The organism is Microbacterium gallinarum, assembly GCF_014837165.1.
GTDB lineage: Bacteria > Actinomycetota > Actinomycetes > Actinomycetales > Microbacteriaceae > Microbacterium > Microbacterium gallinarum.
Genome location: NZ_JACSPM010000001.1, coordinates 16,651 through 34,656, shown reverse-complemented (window position 1 = coordinate 34,656; position 18,006 = coordinate 16,651). Strand labels below are relative to the sequence as shown.

Sequence of the window (18,006 nt, the reverse complement as noted above, 5' to 3'; positions counted from 1 at the left end):
AAGGGACGCCCCGGCGTCCCGAGGAGGCTGACCATGCCCACTACCCCATTCGACCCGCCCGCACTCGAGCAGGGCACCCTCCGGATCACCCCACTCGGCGGTCTCGGCGAGGTCGGCCGCAACATGACCGTGTTCGAGTACGGCGGCAAGCTGCTCGTCGTCGACTGCGGTGTGCTGTTCCCCGAGGAGCACCAGCCCGGCGTCGACCTGATCCTGCCCGACTTCGAGCCGATCAAGAGCCGCCTCGACGACATCGTCGGAGTGGTGCTCACCCACGGTCACGAAGACCACATCGGCGCCGTGCCGTACCTCCTCAAGCTGAAGTCCGACATCCCCATCGTCGGCTCGGGCCTGACGCTCGCCCTCACGGAGGCGAAGCTCAAGGAGCACCGGATCAAGCCGTACAGCCTCACCGTGGCGGAGGGGCAGCGCGAGAACCTGGGACCATTCGAGCTCGAGTTCATCGCGGTCAACCACTCGATCCCCGATGCGCTGGCCGTCGCCATCCGCACTCCCGCGGGTCTCGTGCTCGCGACCGGCGACTTCAAGATGGACCAGCTGCCGCTCGACGGCCGCCTCACTGACCTCCGCGCGTTCGCTCGCCTCGGCGAGGAGGGCGTCGATCTGTTCCTCGTCGACTCGACCAACGCCGATGTGCCGGGCTTCACCCCGCTCGAGCGCTCCATCGGTCCGGTGCTCGACCAGGTCATCGGCAATTCGCCGCGCCGCGTCATCGTCGCGAGCTTCTCGAGCCACGTCCACCGCGTGCAGCAGGTGCTGGATGCCGCGGCCGCCCACGGCCGGCGGGTCGCGCTCCTCGGCCGCAGCATGCTGCGCAACATGACGATCGCGGAAGACCTGGGCTACCTCAACGTGCCCGAGAACGTGCTCATCGACTACAAGAAGGCGCGCGACCTGCCCGACGACCGCATCGTCTACATGTCGACGGGCTCGCAGGGCGAGCCGATGGCCGTCCTCAGCCGCATGGCCAACCTCGACCACGCGATCGAGCCGGGCCCCGGCGACACCGTGATCCTCGCCTCGAGCCTCATCCCCGGCAACGAGAACGCCGTCTACCGTGTGATCGACGGGCTGACGAAGCTGGGCGCGAACGTCGTGCACAAGGGCAACGCGAAGGTGCACGTGTCGGGCCATGCCGCCGCCGGCGAGCTGCTGTACTGCTACAACATCCTCAAGCCGAGGAACGTGCTCCCGATCCACGGCGAGTACCGCCACCTCATGGCCAACGCGCGGCTCGCCCAGGACACCGGCATCGACCCCGAGCGCACGATCCTGGGCGAGAACGGCACCGTGATCGACCTCAAGGACGGCGACGCGTCGGTCGTCGGCCAGCTCGACCTGGGCTTCGTCTACGTCGACGGGTCGACGGTGGGCGAGATCACCGACGCCGACCTCAAGGATCGCCGCATCCTCGGCGAGGAGGGCTTCATCTCGGTCATCGTCGTCGTCGACGCGTCGACCGGCAAGATCATCTCGGGGCCGGAGATCCACGCACGCGGCTTCGCCGAGGACGACGCCGTGTTCGACGCGGTCAAGCCGAAGATCGCCGCGGCGCTCTCCGAGGCGGCCAAGTCGGGGGTGCGCGACTCGCACGCGCTCTCGCAGGTCGTCCGCCGCACGATCGGCCGCTGGGTGAACCAGTCGCTGCGTCGCCGGCCGATGATCGTGCCGCTCGTCATCGAGGCGTGAGGGGCGAGCGGATGCCGCGTCCCGTGCCGCAGGGACGGGACGAGGCATCCGCACACCATCGCTAAACTCGCGTCATGCCACCCGCAGCCTTCCGCGTTCGCGAAGCCACGCAGGCGGACGGCACGTTTCTGGGTGACATGGTCGTCGAGGCGGCGAATTGGCGGCCTGGCGCGGCGCGGCCGAAGCATCAGCTGATCACCGACTCCGATCACAGCCGGTACGTCACGGGGTGGAAGCAGCCGGGCGATGCCGGTTTCGTCGCGGTCGACGCGAACGAAGAGCCCATCGGCGCCGCCTGGTACCGGATGCTGCCGCGCACGGATCCCGGATTCGGATACGTCGGCACCGGCGTGCCGGAACTCATCATCGGAGTGCGACCGATCTGGCGCGCCCACGGCGTCGGCCGAGCCCTCCTGCAGAGGCTGTGCGACCACGCGCGGACGCAGGGCTTCGCCCGGATCAGCCTGAGCGTGGAGCGCGGCAACTTCGCGACGACGCTGTACCGCAGCGAGGGCTTCGCGGTCACCTCAGCCGGCCACGGCCGCGACACGATGGTCAAGCGCCTGCGCTGATCGACCGGCCCGCTCCGCCGCGTGGTTCCGCGGAAAAGTCCGCGAGTCCGCTTACCGTGGGGGGATGGCCAGGAGCACCACCCCGACCAAGAACGGCCGCACGCCTGCGCGCGGATCGTCCTCGTCGCGCGCCAAGAAGCCCGAACCGGCGCCGAAGCGGTACGTCGGCGACGCCGAGGCGCCCCCCGTCATCGTGCGCGCGTGGCTGGGGCTCGCTCACGCCACGGGTGCGCTGTTCCGGGCGTTCGGCCCCGAGACCCTCGAGAAGGACCAGCGCCGGGACGGCTTCCCGTTCCTGCTGGTGCTTCTCGCCATCGCCGGCGCGGTCAACGAGTGGTTCTTCATCGGCAGCGACGTCGCGGCGACGATCAGCGCCTACTCCGTCGGCGGGCTCATCGGCCGTGAGGCGTTCATCCTGCCGGTGCTGCTGCTGTTCCTCGCGGGGTGGATGTTCCGGCACCCCTCGTCGGTTCACGACAACGGCCGCATCGGGATCGGCTTCGGCCTGCTGATCGTCACGATCGCGGGCTTCTGCCACGTCGCCGGCGGGCGCCCCCAGCCGAAGCAGGGACTGCCGGCGCTCAGCGAGGCCGGCGGACTGTTCGGCTGGATGGTGGGGGAGCCCCTCGCATTCGTCCTCACCGATGTCGGCGCCTATGTCGCCCTGTCGCTGCTGGCCGTGCTCAGCGTCCTGATCATCACCAAGACACCGCCGAACCGCATCGGGCGCCGGCTCGGCGAGCTCTACGCGTGGATGTTCGACGCCGAGCCGCGCAGCCGTGAGAGCGCAGCGGATGCCGCGGCATCCGTCTCCGACGACGACACCGATCCCGCCCTGCCCTGGTGGCGGCGCAACAAGACCGGACGCGAGCAGGATCCCGAAGACACCCTCGGCTCGGACGACCTCACGGCGCTCCTGACGCCAGGGGCCGTGCAGGGCGGCTTCGACCAGGTGCTCGAGCCGCCGGCTCCGCCGGTTCCCGAAGTATCGGCCGAGGCGCTCACCGAGGTCATCGACCCGTCCGTCATCGCCGCGGCGTCGAAGGGGTCGAGCACCTCGCTGCGCGACGACAGCGTCGATCCGCTCGAAGACGGCGTGCTGCCCGGACTGACGGGGATCGGCTCGGATGCCTCGCCCGCGGCGCCCACTGCGCCCTATCGCCTGCCGTCGGTCAACGCGCTCGCCCAGGGGACGCCCCATGTGGCGCGGTCGCAGGCCAACGACGACACCGTCAAGGCGATCACGAGCGTGCTCGACCAGTTCTCCGTCGACGCGCGCGTCACGGGCTTCTCGCGCGGGCCCACCGTCACGCAGTACGAGATCGCGCTCGGCCCCGGCGTCAAGGTCGAGCGCATCACGGCGCTCACCAACAACATCGCGTACGCGGTCGCCTCGAACGAGGTGCGCATACTCGCCCCCATCCCCGGCAAGAGTGCGATCGGCGTCGAGATCCCCAACGCCGACCGCGAGATCGTCACCCTCGGCGACGTGCTCCGCTCCCAGAACGCGCAGCAGTCGACGCACCCCATGACGATCGGCGTCGGGAAGGACGTCGGCGGCGGCTACGTCGTGGCGAACCTCGCCAAGATGCCGCACCTCCTGGTCGCCGGCTCCACCGGCTCGGGAAAGTCGAGCTTCGTGAACTCCATGATCACGAGCCTGCTGATGCGCGCGAAGCCCGCCGACGTGCGCATGGTCCTCATCGACCCCAAGCGCGTGGAGCTCACCTCGTACGCCGGCGTGCCGCACCTCATCACGCCCATCATCACGAACCCGAAGAAGGCGGCTGAGGCGCTGCAGTGGGTCGTGAAGGAGATGGACATGCGGTACGACGACCTCGCGTCGTTCGGCTTCCGTCACATCGACGACTTCAACAAGGCGGTTGTGGCGGGCGAGATCACGCTTCCCGCGGGCAGCGAGCGGGTGCTCAAGCCCTACCCGTACCTGCTGGTCGTGGTCGATGAGCTCGCCGACCTCATGATGGTCGCTCCCCGCGACGTCGAGGACTCGATCGTGCGCATCACGCAGCTGGCCCGTGCCAGCGGCATCCATCTCGTGCTGGCCACGCAGCGACCGTCGGTCGACGTCGTGACCGGCCTCATCAAGGCCAACGTCCCCTCGCGTCTCGCGTTCGCGGTGACGAGCGTCACCGACTCCCGCGTCATCCTCGACCAGCCGGGCGCCGACCGCCTGATCGGGCAGGGCGACGGTCTGTTCCTGCCGATGGGGGCGTCGAAGGCCCTGCGCGTCCAGGGAGCGTGGGTCAGCGAGCAGGAGATCGAGAAGGTCGTCAAGCACGTCACGGCTCAGGCGCGCCCTGAGTACCGCAACGACGTGCAGGTCGCGGCCGAGAAGAAGGAGATCGACGCGGACATCGGCGACGACCTCGAACTCCTGCTGGCGGCGGCCGAGCAGATCGTGTCGACGCAGTTCGGCTCGACGTCGATGCTGCAGCGCAAGCTCCGCGTCGGGTTCGCCAAGGCAGGACGCCTCATGGACCTGCTCGAATCGCGCGAGATCGTCGGCCCGTCCGAGGGCTCGAAAGCCCGCGACGTGCTCGTCACGCCCGACCAGCTGCCCGCCGTCCTCGCCCGCCTGCGCGGCGACGACGTGCCCGAGACGGCCACTCCGCAGGCCGACCCCTACGGCGCCGACGCGGTGGACGCCCAGTTCGACGGCTACCCGGTCGTCGAGAGCGGGGGCGATGAGGATGCGTGGGGCCTGACCGGCCGCGAGTGAGCGGCACCAACCAGCGCACGGGCCCCGCCGTCCGGCGGCGATAGGCTCGGCGCATGACGATCCCGAGGCAGCTTCCCAACACGATCACGATCGTGCGCATCTTGTGCGCGCCGGTGTTCCTGTGGATGCTGCTGGCCGACGGCGGGACGGACGGCCCGCTGCGCTGGTGGGCTGCGGTGCTCTTCATCGTCGCGATCGCCACTGACGGGATCGACGGGTATCTCGCGCGCAAGCACCACATCGTCACCGACCTGGGCAAGCTCCTCGATCCGATCGCCGACAAGGTCCTCACCGGGTTCGCGTTCATCGGGCTGTCGATCCTCGCTGAGCTGCCGTGGTGGATCACGATCATCGTGCTCATCCGCGAGGTCGGCATCACGGTGCACCGACTCATCGTCGCGAGCGATCACGTCGTCGCGGCGGCGTGGATGGGCAAGCTGAAGACGCTCGCGCAGGGGATCGCCCTGTCGCTCGCGCTGCTGCCGCTGTGGACGGTCGTCGGAGAGTGGATCTTCTGGGTCAACGGCATCACCATGACCATCGCCGTGCTGCTGACGATCGCCAGCGGGATCGACTACGTGATCACCGAGGCCCGCGGCGCACGCAAGGCCAAGGGATCGGCGTGACGCTCGCCTCCGATGTGCTCGACGCACTCGGTCGCCGGGGCTGGACGATCGGCACGGCGGAGTCCCTCACCGGCGGGCTGGTCGTCGCCTCCCTCGTCGACGTGCCCGGTGCTTCCCTGTACGTGCGCGGTGGCGTGGTGGCGTACTCCACCGATGTGAAGGCGAGTGCGCTCGGCGTAGATGAGGCGCTTCTCGCCGGCACCGGACCGGTCGATGCGACCGTTGCGCAGCAGCTCGCCGCCGGCGCGCGGCGGGTGCTCGGCGCCGACGTGGGAGTGGCGACGACGGGCGTCGCGGGGCCCGATCCACAGGGTGACCACCCTGTGGGCACGGTGTTCGTCGCCGTCGAGACGCCGGAGGGGAGCGCAGTCTCGGGGTTCCGTCTGGAAGGATCGCGGGCCGACATCCGGACCGAGTCGGTCCGCCGGGCGCTCGAACTCGTGCTCGCGGAGCTGCGCGCAACCGGTCGGTGACGTCGGAAATACACCGGGTTTCTTCTCGGTTACATTCGGTGATTCCCACCCATTCCCCAGTTCGCGGGATTAGATTGGCATCATCCGGTGCGGTACTGTTATCCACCCCGGACAGCGGAATCAGAAGTGAGGAGGGGGCCCACAATGATCCTGGTACGTCAAGAAATCGGCGAAGTGCTTCGTGATTTCCGCCAGCAGAAGGGTCGCACCCTCCGTCAGGTCGCGAGCCGCGCGAGTGTCGCCCTCGGCTATCTGAGCGAGGTGGAGCGCGGCCAGAAGGAAGCCTCCAGCGAGATCCTCGCGTCCGTGGCCGAGGCGCTGGATGTTCCCATCTCGACCATCATGCGCGAGGTCGGTGACCGCATCTCCGTGCTCGAGGGCCTGCAGACCTTCCCCGACGTCGTGCCCGACGACCTGGTCGCCGCGGTCGACGCCGAGCTGTCGCTTCGCTGAGCGCTGCGGGTTCTCCGACGCATGAGGCGCAGTGAGTTCGAACGCGCCGTGCGCGACGAGTTCGGCAGTCGCGGAAGCGCGTTGATCGCGGACCTGGTGCTCTCCCGCGTCGGCTCCCGCACGGCCGCGGAGGCTCTCGCCGCCGGCGTGCCGCCACGCGAGGTCTGGCTCGCCCTGTGCGAGGAGACAGACGTGCCGGCCGACCGCCGCTATGGCGTCGGACGCCTCGAGCCCAAGCGCCGCTGACCTCCTCGGGCACCCCGCTTCGCGGCGTGTCATCGCCCTTCGATACGCCGTGCTTCGCTCGGCTACTCAGGAACCGGCAGGTGCCGCGTCGCGGCGTGTCATCGAAGAAGTGTTCGATACCGGCGTAGGCTCCTGCACAGCAGGTGTCGAAGGATGTCTGTCCACGTCGGCGGATGAGCGAAGACGGATGTCGGAGCCCAGCCCTAGCGTGAACAGCGTCGAACGACACCTCACGCCTTGTCGCAGCATCCGTCCCACCGGGGCCGGAACGCGACAGCCTACAGGCGACGGAACGCGAGCAGAAAGAGCACGTCATGCCCTCAGCAGTTGACCGCGAGAAGGCCCTCGAGTCGGCCCTCGCCCAGATCGACCGGCAGTTCGGAAAGGGCTCGGTCATGCGGCTGGGCAGCGACGAGCGCGCACCCGTCGAGGTCGTCCCCACCGGGTCGATCGCCCTCGACGTCGCCCTCGGCATCGGCGGGCTTCCCCGCGGCCGCATCATCGAGATCTACGGCCCGGAGTCGTCGGGTAAGACGACGCTCACGCTTCACGCCATCGCGAACGTGCAGCGTGCCGGCGGCATCGCCGCCTTCATCGACGCCGAGCACGCGCTCGACCCCGACTACGCGCAGAAGCTGGGCGTCGACATCGACTCGCTGCTCGTGTCGCAGCCCGACACGGGTGAGCAGGCGCTCGAGATCGCCGACATGCTCGTGCGCTCGGGTGCGATCGACCTCGTCGTGATCGACTCCGTCGCGGCACTGGTGCCGAAGGCCGAGATCGAGGGTGAGATGGGCGACTCCCACGTCGGTCTGCAGGCGCGCCTCATGTCGCAGGCGCTTCGCAAGCTCACCGGTGGCCTCAACCAGACCAACACCACCATGATCTTCATCAACCAGCTGCGTGAGAAGATCGGCGTCTTCTTCGGCTCGCCCGAGACCACCGCCGGTGGAAAGGCGCTGAAGTTCTACGCTTCGGTACGCCTCGACATCCGCCGCATCGAGACCCTGAAAGACGGCACCGACGCGGTCGGAAACCGCACGCGCGTCAAGGTCGTCAAGAACAAGATGGCCCCGCCGTTCAAGCAGGCCGAGTTCGACATCCTCTACGGCGTCGGCATCTCGCGGGAAGGCAGCCTCATCGACTTCGGTGTCGAGCACGGCATCGTGAAGAAGTCTGGCGCCTGGTACACCTACGACGGCGAGCAGCTCGGCCAGGGCAAGGAGAACGCCCGCAACTTCCTGATCAAGAACGCCGACACCGCGGCCGAGATCGAGTCGAAGATCAAGGCGAAGCTCGGCATCGGTCAGCCGAAGGCCGTCGAGGCGCCGGCCGACGATCTGGCCGCGCGCCGCCCGGCCTGACATGCGTCACGATGACGGGGGCGAGCGCGACACGCTCGCCCCCGTGATCCCTCTCTTCGGCGGACCGGTTCCGACCGCCCCGCGGCCGACCCGAACCCGACCGGCGTCCGGTGACGTGGACGTCGCGTCCGGTGACGTGGACCGCGCGCTATCGGACGCCGGCGCGCACGGAGAGGGCGACGTCGCGGCCGAGCTCGACGACGTGGTCAGCGTCGATTCGTCGAGCGACGACTCGCTCACCGACGTCGCGGCGGGTGGCGTCGCGGAGGCATGGCACCCGACGTGGGCCGACGACCGCCCGCAGCTCGGTCCGTCCGTCGACAGCGAGCATGCCGAGAACCTCGAGCTCGCCGAGAAGGTGCTGCTCAAGAAGCTGCGCACCCGGTCGCTGTCGGTCTCGGAGGCTCGAGGCGTTCTTCGCGAGTACTCGCTCGACGCCGCAGAAGTCGACCATCTCATCGCGCAGATGGACGAGTACGGCTATCTCGACGACGCAGCGCTCGCCGACCAGCTCATCCATGCGGGCGCCGACCGCAAGTGTCAGGGTCGTCAGGCGATCGCGCAGACGCTCGCCAAGCGAGGCATCCCGCGCGAGGTGGCAGACGTGGCTCTGGCGGAGCTGCCTGACGACGATCTCGAGCGGGCACTCGAGTTCGCGCGCAGCAAGGCTCGCTCGCTCCAGAGCCTCGACCGCGACACGGCACTCCGTCGGCTCACAGGTCAGCTGGCGCGGAGAGGGTACGGCTCTCTCGCGATGACCGCCGCGCGCATCGCCCTCGACGAGGGGTCTCGTGGCTCGGGCGGCGGAGTGCGGTTCGTCTGATCGCCCGGTCCGCCCGGGGGAGCGGCGCCACAGAACCTGGGAACACTCTTCGCGCGCTGCGGGCGGCAGCCGGGCGCGGCTTAGGCTGGCCGCGATGACCACCGACCCTGCCCTCCCGCTCTCGCGGCGGCTCATCCCCGTGCTGGTGGGCCTGACGGCCGCGGTGGTGCTCGCCGGCTGCGCGTCCTCGCCGACCACCACCTATCGCGGCGCCGACGGCGATGTGGTCACGGTCGACTGGCGCGACTATCCCGCCGACGCCTACACCGATGCGGATGATGTCCTGGCGCTGCCCTCGGTGGAGGAGATCGACGATCACTGGCCCGAGGTGCGCGAAGCCGTGGCGGAGGGGATCGAGGCGGCGCTCGGCCGGACAGGGGATTTCGACTGGCACTCCACCGGCCCGGAGGGCTGGTACCCCTACGGCGGGAACGGCTACGGCGGCACGTCGATGCTGCAGGTGTACAACTCCGCGAACTGGGAAGCCGAAGCGGAACTGCCGCCGGAGGTGTGGCAGGGCATCCTCGACGCCGCCGAGCGAGAGCTTGCCGAGTGGGGCATCCGCCGCTCCGACGTCCCCGCCGTCGACGACGACCCGGTCGAAACCTCGCACTGGATGCGGTCGATCGACTTCTTCGCGAACGGCGAGTTCATGACCGTCACCGTGCAGGACGCGCGCCGAGACGACCAAGCCCTCGCCGAGGCTGAGCAGAACGGCTGGCTCGTCAGCGGAATCTCGCTGTTCTATGGCATACAGACGATCGCGGCCGCGGATCGCGCGGAGTTCGAACGCCTGGCTGACCCGTTTCGCGGACTCGCGCGCCCTGAGGCGAGCCACTCCGACTGAACTCGACTCACACGAGCGGCTCGTAGAATGGCACGCATCATGACCATGCCGTCCCCACTCCCGACACTCATCGCGCCCTCCGACGCGGCGCGCGACGCCGACGGCAAGGCCCGCACCTACGAGGTGCGCACCTTCGGCTGCCAGATGAACGTGCACGACTCGGAGCGGCTGTCCGGCTCGCTCGAGAGCGCTGGCTACGTGCGCGCCGAGGTCGGCGAGGAAGCCGACGTCGTCGTCATCAACACCTGCGCGGTGCGTGACAACGCGGCCGGCAAGCTCTACGGGACGCTCGGCCATCTGAAGTCGCGCAAAGACAAGCGTGAGGGCATGCAGATCGCCGTGGGCGGCTGCCTCGCCCAGATGGACAAGGACACCGTCCAGGAGAAGGCGCCCTGGGTGGATGTCGTCTTCGGCACGCACAACATGGGGTCGCTCCCGAGCCTGCTCGAGCGCGCCCGTCACAACGGCGAGGCCGAGCTCGAGATCCTCGAGTCGCTCGAGGTCTTCCCCTCGACGCTGCCCACCAAGCGCGACAGCGTGTACAGCGGCTGGGTGTCGATCTCGGTCGGGTGCAACAACACCTGCACGTTCTGCATCGTCCCGAGCCTGCGCGGCAAAGAGAAGGACCGCCGACCGGGCGACATCCTGAACGAGATCCGGCTCCTCGTCGAGGACGGCGCGATGGAGGTCACCCTCCTCGGCCAGAACGTCAACTCCTACGGAGTGGAGTTCGGCGACCGGCAGGCGTTCGGCAAGCTGCTCCGCGCGGCCGGCGAGATCCCCGGACTCGAGCGCATCCGCTTCACCAGTCCGCACCCGGCGGCATTCACGGACGACGTCATCGAGGCGATGGTCGAGACGCCCGCCGTCATGCCGCAGCTGCACATGCCGCTCCAGTCGGGCAGCGACCGCATCCTCAAGGCGATGCGCCGCTCGTACCGCAGCGCGAAGTTCCTCGGCATCCTCGACCGCGTGCGCGCGCGCATCCCGAACGCGGCCATCTCGACCGACATCATCGTCGGCTTCCCGGGCGAGACCGACGAGGACTTCGAAGACACGATGCGGGTCGTCGAGCAGGCGCGGTTCGCAAGTGCCTTCACCTTCCAGTACTCGATCCGCGAGGGCACCCCGGCGGCCACGATGCCCGACCAGGTGCCGAAGGCCGTCGTGCAGGAGCGCTACGAGCGCCTCGTCGCGCTTCAGGAGCGCATCTCGCTCGAGGAGAACCAGAAGCAGGTCGGGCGCGAGCTGCAGGTGCTCGTCTCGACCGGCGAGGGCAAGAAGGATGCCGCGACCCACCGCCTCACCGGCCGCGCCGAAGACAACCGGCTCGTGCACTTCGAGGTGCCCGAGGGCTCCGACCTCCCGCGTCCGGGTGACGTCGTGTCGGTGACCGTGACGCACGGCGCGCCGTTCCACCTGCTGGCCGACAGCCCCGACGGGGCGCCGCTGCGCATCCGCCGCACGCGGTCCGGTGACGCGTGGGATCGCACGCAGGCCGAGTCGTGCGGTGTTCCGGCTCCCGCCGGCGAGGCCGGTGCGCCGCGCGCCGTCTCGCTGGGGCTCCCGACGCTGCGCATCGGGGTGTGACCGCCGCCGCGCACCCGCGCCCGCCGCGCCTGTGGGCGGTCGTCGGCGCGACCGGAACCGGCAAGACTGCCCTGTCGCTCGACCTCGCCGAGGCGATCGTCGCGCGCGGCGGTCGAGCCGAGATCGTCAATGCCGACGCGATGCAGCTGTACCGCGGCATGGACATCGGCACCGCCAAGCTGCCGGAATCGGAGCGGCGCGGCATCCCTCATCACCTCTTCGACGTCCTCGACCCGACCGAGGACGCCGCGGTCGCCTGGTATCAGACGACCGCACGCGCCGTGATCGACGAGATCCACGGCCGCGGCGCCGACGCCATCCTCGTCGGAGGCTCGGGCCTGTACGTCTCGAGCGTGCTGTTCGACTTCCGGTTCCCGCCGCGGGATCGCGCCGTGCGGGAGCGTCTGGAAGCGGAGCTCGAGGCGTCGGGGCCGGGCGCGCTGTTCGCCCGCCTGCGCGAGCTCGACCCCGCCACGGCGGAGCGCGTCGACCCCCGCAACGGCCGCAGGGTCGTCCGCGCGCTGGAGGTGCTCGAGATGGGGGAGCGCACCCACGGCGCCGCGCTGCCCGACGAGCCCGTGCTCTGGCGCGAGGACACCGCGATCGTCGGCGTCGCCGTTCCGCGCGACGAACTCGTCGCGCGCCTCGACGCGCGGGTGGAGGGGATGTGGCGCAATGGCCTCCTCGCCGAGGTCGAGTCGCTGCGCGATGCCGGGCTCGAGCGCGGCGTCACGGCACGGCGGGCCATCGGCTACGCGCAAGCCCTGGCCCAGCTGCACGGCGAGATGACCGAGGCCGAGGCGATCGCCGAGACGCAGGCGCTCACGCGCCGCTACGCGCGCCGGCAGGTGTCGTGGTTCAAGCGCTACGGCGGCGTCTTGTGGACGACTCCGGGAGCGGATGCCGCCGACCTGGCAGACTCGACGGCATGACTGTCGCGATCCGGGCCTTCCAACTTCCCGACACCGAAGCAGTCGTCTCGCTGTGGCAGGCGACGAAACTCACCCGGCCGTGGAACAACCCGTACCAGGACATCAGCCGCAAGCTGAAGGTCCAGCCCGAGCTGTTCCTCGTCGCGGTCGACGGCGCCGACATGGTCGGCACGGTGATGGCCGGCTACGACGGTCATCGCGGCTGGCTCTACTACCTCGCGAGCGATCCGGCCCGCCGCGGGCAGGGCATCGCGCGTTCGCTCGTGGAACGGGCGGAGGCGCTGCTGCTCGACATGGGATGCCCGAAAGTGCAGCTCATGGTGCGGCCCGACAACGACATTGCGCAGGGGTTCTACGAGGCGCTCGGCTTCGAGACGTTCGAGACCTGGGCGACGGGCAAGCGCCTCATCGCCGACTGACCCAGGGCTGCGCCCATAGACTGGGACGATGCCGCAGACGATCGCGTTCACCAAAGGTCACGGCACCGGCAACGACTTCGTGATCGTCCCCGACCGCGACGGTGACCTCGATCTCTCCGACGACCAGGTCGCCGTCCTGTGCGATCGACGGTTCGGCATCGGCGGTGACGGGATCCTGCGCGTCGTGCGCGCTGCCGCCATCGATGAGGGCGCCGAGGCCGCGGCATCCGGTGTCGAGTGGTTCATGGACTACCGCAACGCCGACGGCTCCCGCGCCGAGATGTGCGGCAACGGCATCCGCGTGTTCGCCCGCTATCTGGCCGAGGTCGGCTGGGCGACGCTGGACGAGGGTCCGCTTCGGATCGCCACACGCGCCGGCGTGAAGACGCTCACCCGCAGCGAGCTCGGCTTCGAGGTCGACCTCGGACCGTGGCGCATCGAACAGGACGATGTGCTCGTCCGCGCGCGGGGCATCGGGGCTCCCCGTCCGGGCCTCGGCATCGACGTCGGCAACCCCCACATCGTGGTGGCCCTGCCCGACCATCGCGAACTCGAAGCCCTCGACCTCGGAGTGCTGCCGCAGCTGCACCCCGAGCCGCCGCACGGCGCGAACGTCGAGTTCGTCGTGCCGAGCGACCCGCTCGTGCGCGATGGCGTCGGCTCCATCCGCATGCGCGTCTTCGAGCGCGGCGTGGGCGAGACGCTCAGCTGCGGCACCGGCGTGGCGGCCGCGGCGCTGGCGGTGCGGCACTGGGCAGGACCCGCGGCTCCCGACCACTGGAGCGTCGAGGTGCCCGGGGGCACGCTCGGGGTGCGCGTGCCCGAGATCGACGGCGAGCGGCACGTGCTGCTCTCCGGACCGGCGACGCTCGTGTACTCGGGCGAGGTCACCCTCGCCTGAAGCGGTTCAGGGCAGGTCGATCGGCTCGCTCGGTGGCGAGCCGTGGCGGCGCACCTTGATCACGCGGAAGCCGCGGCCGGTCGCCGCGCGCTGCACGCTGTAGCCCCGCTCGAAGGTCGCGGCGAGCCAGCGCTGCAGCGAGTCCGACCCCAGGTTGCGCTGCACGACGAGCCACGCGTCGGCGCGCTCGTCGAGCCGCGGGATCCAGCGTTCGAGCAGGCCGTGCAGCTCGTGCTTGCCGACGCGGATCGGGGGGTTCGAGCGGATCGTGCGGAAGACGACGTCGTCGGGAACATCATCGGGCAGGACGGCGTTGATGTTCGAGAGGCCCAGCGCCTCGGCGTTGCGCCGTACCAGGTCCAGGGCGCGTTCGTTCACATCGACCGCCCAGACGGTCGCGTGGGGCGACTCCAGGGCGAGGCTCAACGCGATCGGACCCCAACCGGCCCCGAGATCGAGCAGGTTCCCGCCGGGTGGCGGCGGGGGAGTGTTCGAGAGCAGCACGCCGGTGCCCGAATCCACGTGATCGGGGCTGAACACCCCGCCCGCCGTCGTCACCTCGACCTCCCGGCCGGCGAGCACGACGCGGACGCGACGGAGATTCTCGGGACTGGCGGGCGTAGCACTGAAGTAGTGGTCGCTGCCCATGGCTGACGAGCCTAGCGGAGGACCAGACTAGAATTCACGGATGCCTCGAACTGGCCGATGAGCGCTGGAAACGGCATCCCGGAAGGAACACATGACGGATACGACAACACCTCGCAGCACGGACGAGACGCCGGTGGACCCGGTGGATCGCGTGCTCGCGCGCGCTGAAGCGCGCTCGGGGGTGCGTGTGTTCGGCGCCGCGCAGGCGCTCCAGGACGAAGCCACGGTCGCCAGCGCCGACACCGACGGCGAGCAGTGGGACCGCGAGGAGCGCGCCGCGCTGCGACGTGTGCCCGGACTGTCCACCGAGCTCGAAGACGTCACCGAGGTCGAGTACCGGCAGTTGCGACTCGAGAACGTCGTGCTGGTCGGCGTGCACGCGCAGGGTGAGCAGGAGGACGCCGAGAACTCGCTGCGCGAGCTCGCGGCGCTCGCCGAGACCGCCGGCGCCGTGGTGCTCGACGGCGTGCTGCAGCGGCGTCCGCACCCCGATCCCGCGACCTATGTGGGCCGGGGCAAGGCGCAGGAGCTGCGTGACATCGTCGCCGCCGTGGGTGCCGACACGGTCATCGCCGACACCGAACTCGCGCCGAGCCAGAGGCGCGCGCTGGAAGACGTGGTGAAGGTCAAGGTCATCGATCGCACCACGGTCATCCTCGACATCTTCAGCCAGCATGCCAAGAGCCGCGAGGGCAAGGCGCAGGTCGAGCTCGCGCAGCTCGAGTACCTGCTGCCGCGTCTGCGCGGTTGGGGTGACTCGATGAGCCGCCAGGCGGGCGGCCAGGTCGGCGCCGGCGGCGCGGGCATGGGCTCGCGCGGTCCCGGTGAGACGAAGATCGAGCTCGACCGCCGTCGCATCCGCACCAAGATGGCGCAGCTGCGCCGCCAGATCCGCGAGTTCGCGCCCGCCCGCGACGCCAAGCGGGCCGAGCGCAAGCGCCACACCATCCCCTCCGTCGCGATCGCCGGCTACACCAACGCCGGCAAGTCGAGCCTGCTCAATCGGCTCACGAGCGCCGGCGTGCTGGTCGAGAATGCGCTGTTCGCGACGCTCGATGCCACGGTCCGCCGCTCCGAGACGACCGACGGTCGCGTCTACACGCTCACCGACACGGTCGGGTTCGTGCGCAACCTGCCGCACCAGCTCGTCGAGGCGTTCCGCTCGACGCTCGAGGAGGTCGGCGAGGCCGACGTCATCGTGCACGTCGTCGACGGCTCGCACCCCGACCCGGCCGCTCAGCTGGCGACGGTGCGCGATGTCATCGGCGATGTGGGCGGACGCGACATCCCGGAACTCGTCGTCTTCAACAAGGCCGACCTGATCGACGACGACGAGCGCCTGCTGCTGCGCGGCCTCGAGCCGAAGGCGCTCTTCGCGTCCTCGCGCACCGGCGAGGGGATCGACGAGCTGCGCGCGGCGATCGAGGCGGCGCTGCCGCTTCCCGCCGTCGAGATCGACGTGCTCGTGCCGTACGACCGGGGCGACCTGGTGTCGGCCATCCACGAGCAGGGCATGATCCTCGACCAGCAGCATGAAGAGGGCGGCACCGCGGTGCGCGCCCGGGTCGGCGAGCACCTCGCCGCACGGCTCGCGCCGTTCGTGCGCTGACGCGTCCCGTCGCGCCGCCTCGCTCCTCGCTCGACGACCGGGGCGCGGCGACGCGGGACGCGCTCAGTCGAGCTCGAGCGGGGGCAGGCCGTCGGGGGCGAACCCGAACACCCGGCCGAGGAACGCCACCTCGGCCTGCAGCTGACGCACGACCGTCTCGGCGCGGCGGAAGCCGTGCCCCTCGCCCTCGAACGCGAGGTATGCGTGCGGCACGCCGTTCTGACGGAGGGCGTCGCGCACGGCTTCGGACTGCGAGGGGGGCACGACGCGGTCGTCGAGCCCCTGTTCGATCAGCAGGGGCGTGCGCAGCCGGTCGAGCCGTGACAGCGGCGAGCGGGCGACGTACAGCGCCTCGGCCTCGGGCAACGGCCCGACCATGCTGTCGAGGTAGCGCGCCTCGAAGTCGTGGGTGTCTTCGGCCAGCCGTCGCAGATCGGCGACGCCGTAGCGGCTGATCCCCGCGGCGAAGGCGTCCGACAGGGTCAGTGCGCACAGCACCGTCCAGCCCCCGGCGGATCCGCCCGCGATCGCGAGACGATCCGCGTCGGCGGCGCCCTCGGCGGCGAGGCCCCGGGCGGCGGCGATCACGTCGTCGACGTCGACGACGCCCCACTGTCCGAGCAGGCGCTCGCGGTACGGGCGCCCGTAGCCGCTCGAACCGCCGTAGTTGACGTCGAGCACGCCGATCCCGCGGCTCGTGAAGTACGCGATCTTGGTGGATGCCGCGCCCCCCACGTGCGATGTCGGCCCGCCGTGCACGAACACCACATAAGGGGGGCGCTCGTCGGCGCGTGCAGTGACGTCGGGATTCGTCGGCGGGTAGTCGAAGGCGTGGACCGGCCCGCGCGGGCCGTCGACCGTGACGACACGGGGGCGCGGCATCCATTCCTCGCCCCACGCCGTGCGGCCGCCGACGAGCAGGCGGGCGGCGCCGGGGTCGTCGACGTCGAGGTCCCACAGGCCGGTGCCCGCCGCTCCCGCGCCGCTCAGGAGGATCCGGCTGCCTCGGACGTCTTCGATCGACATGCCGGCGACGGCGTCGACGGGAAGGGGGTGCACCTCGCCGTCGGTCCCGATCAGGACCAGCTCATCCGAGCCGTTCGTGCGCACCGCGACGATGCGGCCGTCGTCGAGGACGGCGAACCACCTCTGGCCGAGCACCCACAGCGGACCGCCCGTATCGGCGTCTGCGGGGGCGACGTCCTCGCAGTGCAGGTCAGCGGTCAGCCGCAGCCGCGTCAGGTTCCAGCGGCCGGTCGGATCGTCGCTGAACACGATGTCGTCGTCACTCACCCAGATGGGCTGGAGCGGCGCGGTGGCGCCCGAGGTGACGGTCGTCCACTCGGCGACGAGACCGCCTTCGAGGCGTCCGACGCGCAGCTCCGCGCGGTCCCATGGCATGTCGGGATGGTTCCACGCCACCCAGGCGAGACGCGTGCCGTCGGGTGACAGGGCGGGATGCGCGAGGAAGTCGCTGTCCTCGACGAGCGAGCGGAGTCGCGCAGCATCCTCCACTGCGCTTCCGTCGACGGGGATCTCGACGATGTCACGGTGCGGAGCCGCCTCGTCGCGATGCGTCTCGCGCACGGCGAGCAGGCGTCCGCCCTCCCAGGTGAGGCCGCCGAAGCGCATGTCGCCGGCCAGGGGCGTGAGAGCTCTCGGGCGCTCGCCGGGGGTGGCCCTCCACACGCGCTGGTCCGCCTTCTCGACGAAGACGAGGGCGTCGCCGACGACGGTGGTCCAGGCGCCGCCGCCGTACTCGTGCACGCGCGAACGTGCGCTCCACGGCGCGTCGATCACATCGGAGACCTCGCCGGATGGCGCCAGTCTGCGCACGGCGGTGCGGCCTGCCTCCTCGGGCACGGATTCGCCCCACCACACCTCGTCGCCCACGAACCGCGCACCCTCGATGCGGGGCGATGCGGCCGACACCGCCTCGGCCGACAGCGGGGAGGGCCAGGATCCGTAGGGCAGTTCCGTCGTCACGAGTCCACGCTACGGCGAAACAGAAGGTCACAGGGAGGGGGTTGCGTGCGGCGCTCGGCTAGCTTGG

The 18,006-nt window shown here is 70.3% G+C and carries 17 protein-coding genes; 15 read left to right on the top strand and 2 right to left on the bottom strand.

What is annotated here, in order from left to right; translation table 11 throughout:
- Positions 1-33 precede the first annotated feature (33 nt).
- The 14 genes from H9622_RS00175 (at position 34) to dapF (ending at position 13,696) form a co-directional block, all read left to right on the top strand.
- Positions 34-1,710, top strand: a complete 1,677-nt coding sequence (locus H9622_RS00175) for a ribonuclease J (RefSeq protein WP_191763082.1) — start codon at positions 34-36, stop codon at positions 1,708-1,710.
- Between the two features lie 74 nt (positions 1,711-1,784).
- Positions 1,785-2,282 carry a GNAT family N-acetyltransferase gene (locus tag H9622_RS00170; RefSeq protein WP_191763080.1) on the top strand — a complete coding sequence of 166 codons (498 nt, stop codon included), beginning with the start codon at positions 1,785-1,787 and terminating at the stop codon, positions 2,280-2,282.
- Between the two features lie 64 nt (positions 2,283-2,346).
- Entirely contained in the window at positions 2,347-5,022 is a 2,676-nt protein-coding gene (locus H9622_RS00165) for an FtsK/SpoIIIE family DNA translocase (RefSeq protein ID WP_191763077.1), read from the top strand.
- 53 nt (positions 5,023-5,075) lie between these two features.
- Positions 5,076-5,648, top strand: a complete 573-nt coding sequence (pgsA, locus tag H9622_RS00160) for a CDP-diacylglycerol--glycerol-3-phosphate 3-phosphatidyltransferase (protein ID WP_191763075.1) — start codon at positions 5,076-5,078, stop codon at positions 5,646-5,648.
- Entirely contained in the window at positions 5,645-6,121 is a 477-nt protein-coding gene (locus H9622_RS00155; RefSeq protein WP_191763073.1) for a CinA family protein, read from the top strand. Before pgsA ends, H9622_RS00155 begins: the two co-directional genes overlap by 4 nt.
- Before the next feature lie 144 nt (positions 6,122-6,265).
- Positions 6,266-6,574, top strand: a complete 309-nt coding sequence (locus H9622_RS00150; RefSeq protein ID WP_191763071.1) for a helix-turn-helix domain-containing protein — start codon at positions 6,266-6,268, stop codon at positions 6,572-6,574.
- Positions 6,575-6,595: 21 nt separating this feature from the next.
- Positions 6,596-6,820, top strand: coding sequence for a DUF3046 domain-containing protein (locus H9622_RS00145; protein ID WP_191763069.1), 225 nt, complete (start codon positions 6,596-6,598; stop codon positions 6,818-6,820).
- Between the two features lie 314 nt (positions 6,821-7,134).
- Positions 7,135-8,184: a recombinase RecA gene (gene recA / locus H9622_RS00140; protein ID WP_191763067.1), complete on the top strand. Its 1,050-nt coding sequence runs from the start codon at positions 7,135-7,137 to the stop codon at positions 8,182-8,184.
- Between the two features lie 136 nt (positions 8,185-8,320).
- Positions 8,321-9,007, top strand: coding sequence for a regulatory protein RecX (locus H9622_RS00135; RefSeq protein WP_318246981.1), 687 nt, complete (start codon positions 8,321-8,323; stop codon positions 9,005-9,007).
- 94 nt (positions 9,008-9,101) lie between these two features.
- On the top strand, positions 9,102-9,854 hold the full coding sequence (locus H9622_RS00130) for a hypothetical protein (RefSeq protein ID WP_191763063.1): 753 nt from the start codon (positions 9,102-9,104) through the stop codon (positions 9,852-9,854).
- Between the two features lie 39 nt (positions 9,855-9,893).
- Complete coding sequence (miaB, locus tag H9622_RS00125; RefSeq protein WP_191763061.1) at positions 9,894-11,444, top strand: tRNA (N6-isopentenyl adenosine(37)-C2)-methylthiotransferase MiaB; 1,551 nt, start codon at positions 9,894-9,896, stop codon at positions 11,442-11,444.
- The gene (gene miaA, locus H9622_RS00120) at positions 11,441-12,376 is read left to right on the top strand and encodes a tRNA (adenosine(37)-N6)-dimethylallyltransferase MiaA (protein WP_191763059.1); all 936 of its coding nucleotides are present in this window, start codon (positions 11,441-11,443) and stop codon (positions 12,374-12,376) included. The genes miaB and miaA overlap by 4 nt, the downstream gene beginning before the upstream one ends.
- Positions 12,373-12,795: a GNAT family acetyltransferase gene (locus H9622_RS00115; protein WP_191763057.1), complete on the top strand. Its 423-nt coding sequence runs from the start codon at positions 12,373-12,375 to the stop codon at positions 12,793-12,795. The genes miaA and H9622_RS00115 overlap by 4 nt, the downstream gene beginning before the upstream one ends.
- Positions 12,796-12,823: 28 nt before the next feature.
- A complete protein-coding gene (gene dapF / locus H9622_RS00110) occupies positions 12,824-13,696 on the top strand; it encodes a diaminopimelate epimerase (RefSeq protein WP_191763055.1) in 873 nt (290 codons plus the stop codon).
- A 6-nt stretch (positions 13,697-13,702) separates the two neighbouring features.
- Here dapF and H9622_RS00105 read toward each other — a convergent pair whose 3' ends face one another.
- A complete protein-coding gene (locus H9622_RS00105) occupies positions 13,703-14,344 on the bottom strand; it encodes a class I SAM-dependent methyltransferase (protein ID WP_191763053.1) in 642 nt (213 codons plus the stop codon).
- Positions 14,345-14,435: 91 nt separating this feature from the next.
- Here H9622_RS00105 and hflX point away from each other — a divergent pair, with 91 nt between their 5' ends.
- Positions 14,436-15,953, top strand: coding sequence for a GTPase HflX (hflX, locus tag H9622_RS00100; protein WP_191763051.1), 1,518 nt, complete (start codon positions 14,436-14,438; stop codon positions 15,951-15,953).
- Positions 15,954-16,016: 63 nt separating this feature from the next.
- Here the strand turns inward: hflX and H9622_RS00095 are convergent, their stop codons facing one another.
- Positions 16,017-17,939: a S9 family peptidase gene (locus tag H9622_RS00095; RefSeq protein WP_191763049.1), complete on the bottom strand. Its 1,923-nt coding sequence runs from the start codon at positions 17,937-17,939 to the stop codon at positions 16,017-16,019.
- Between the last annotated feature and the right edge of the window lie 67 nt (positions 17,940-18,006).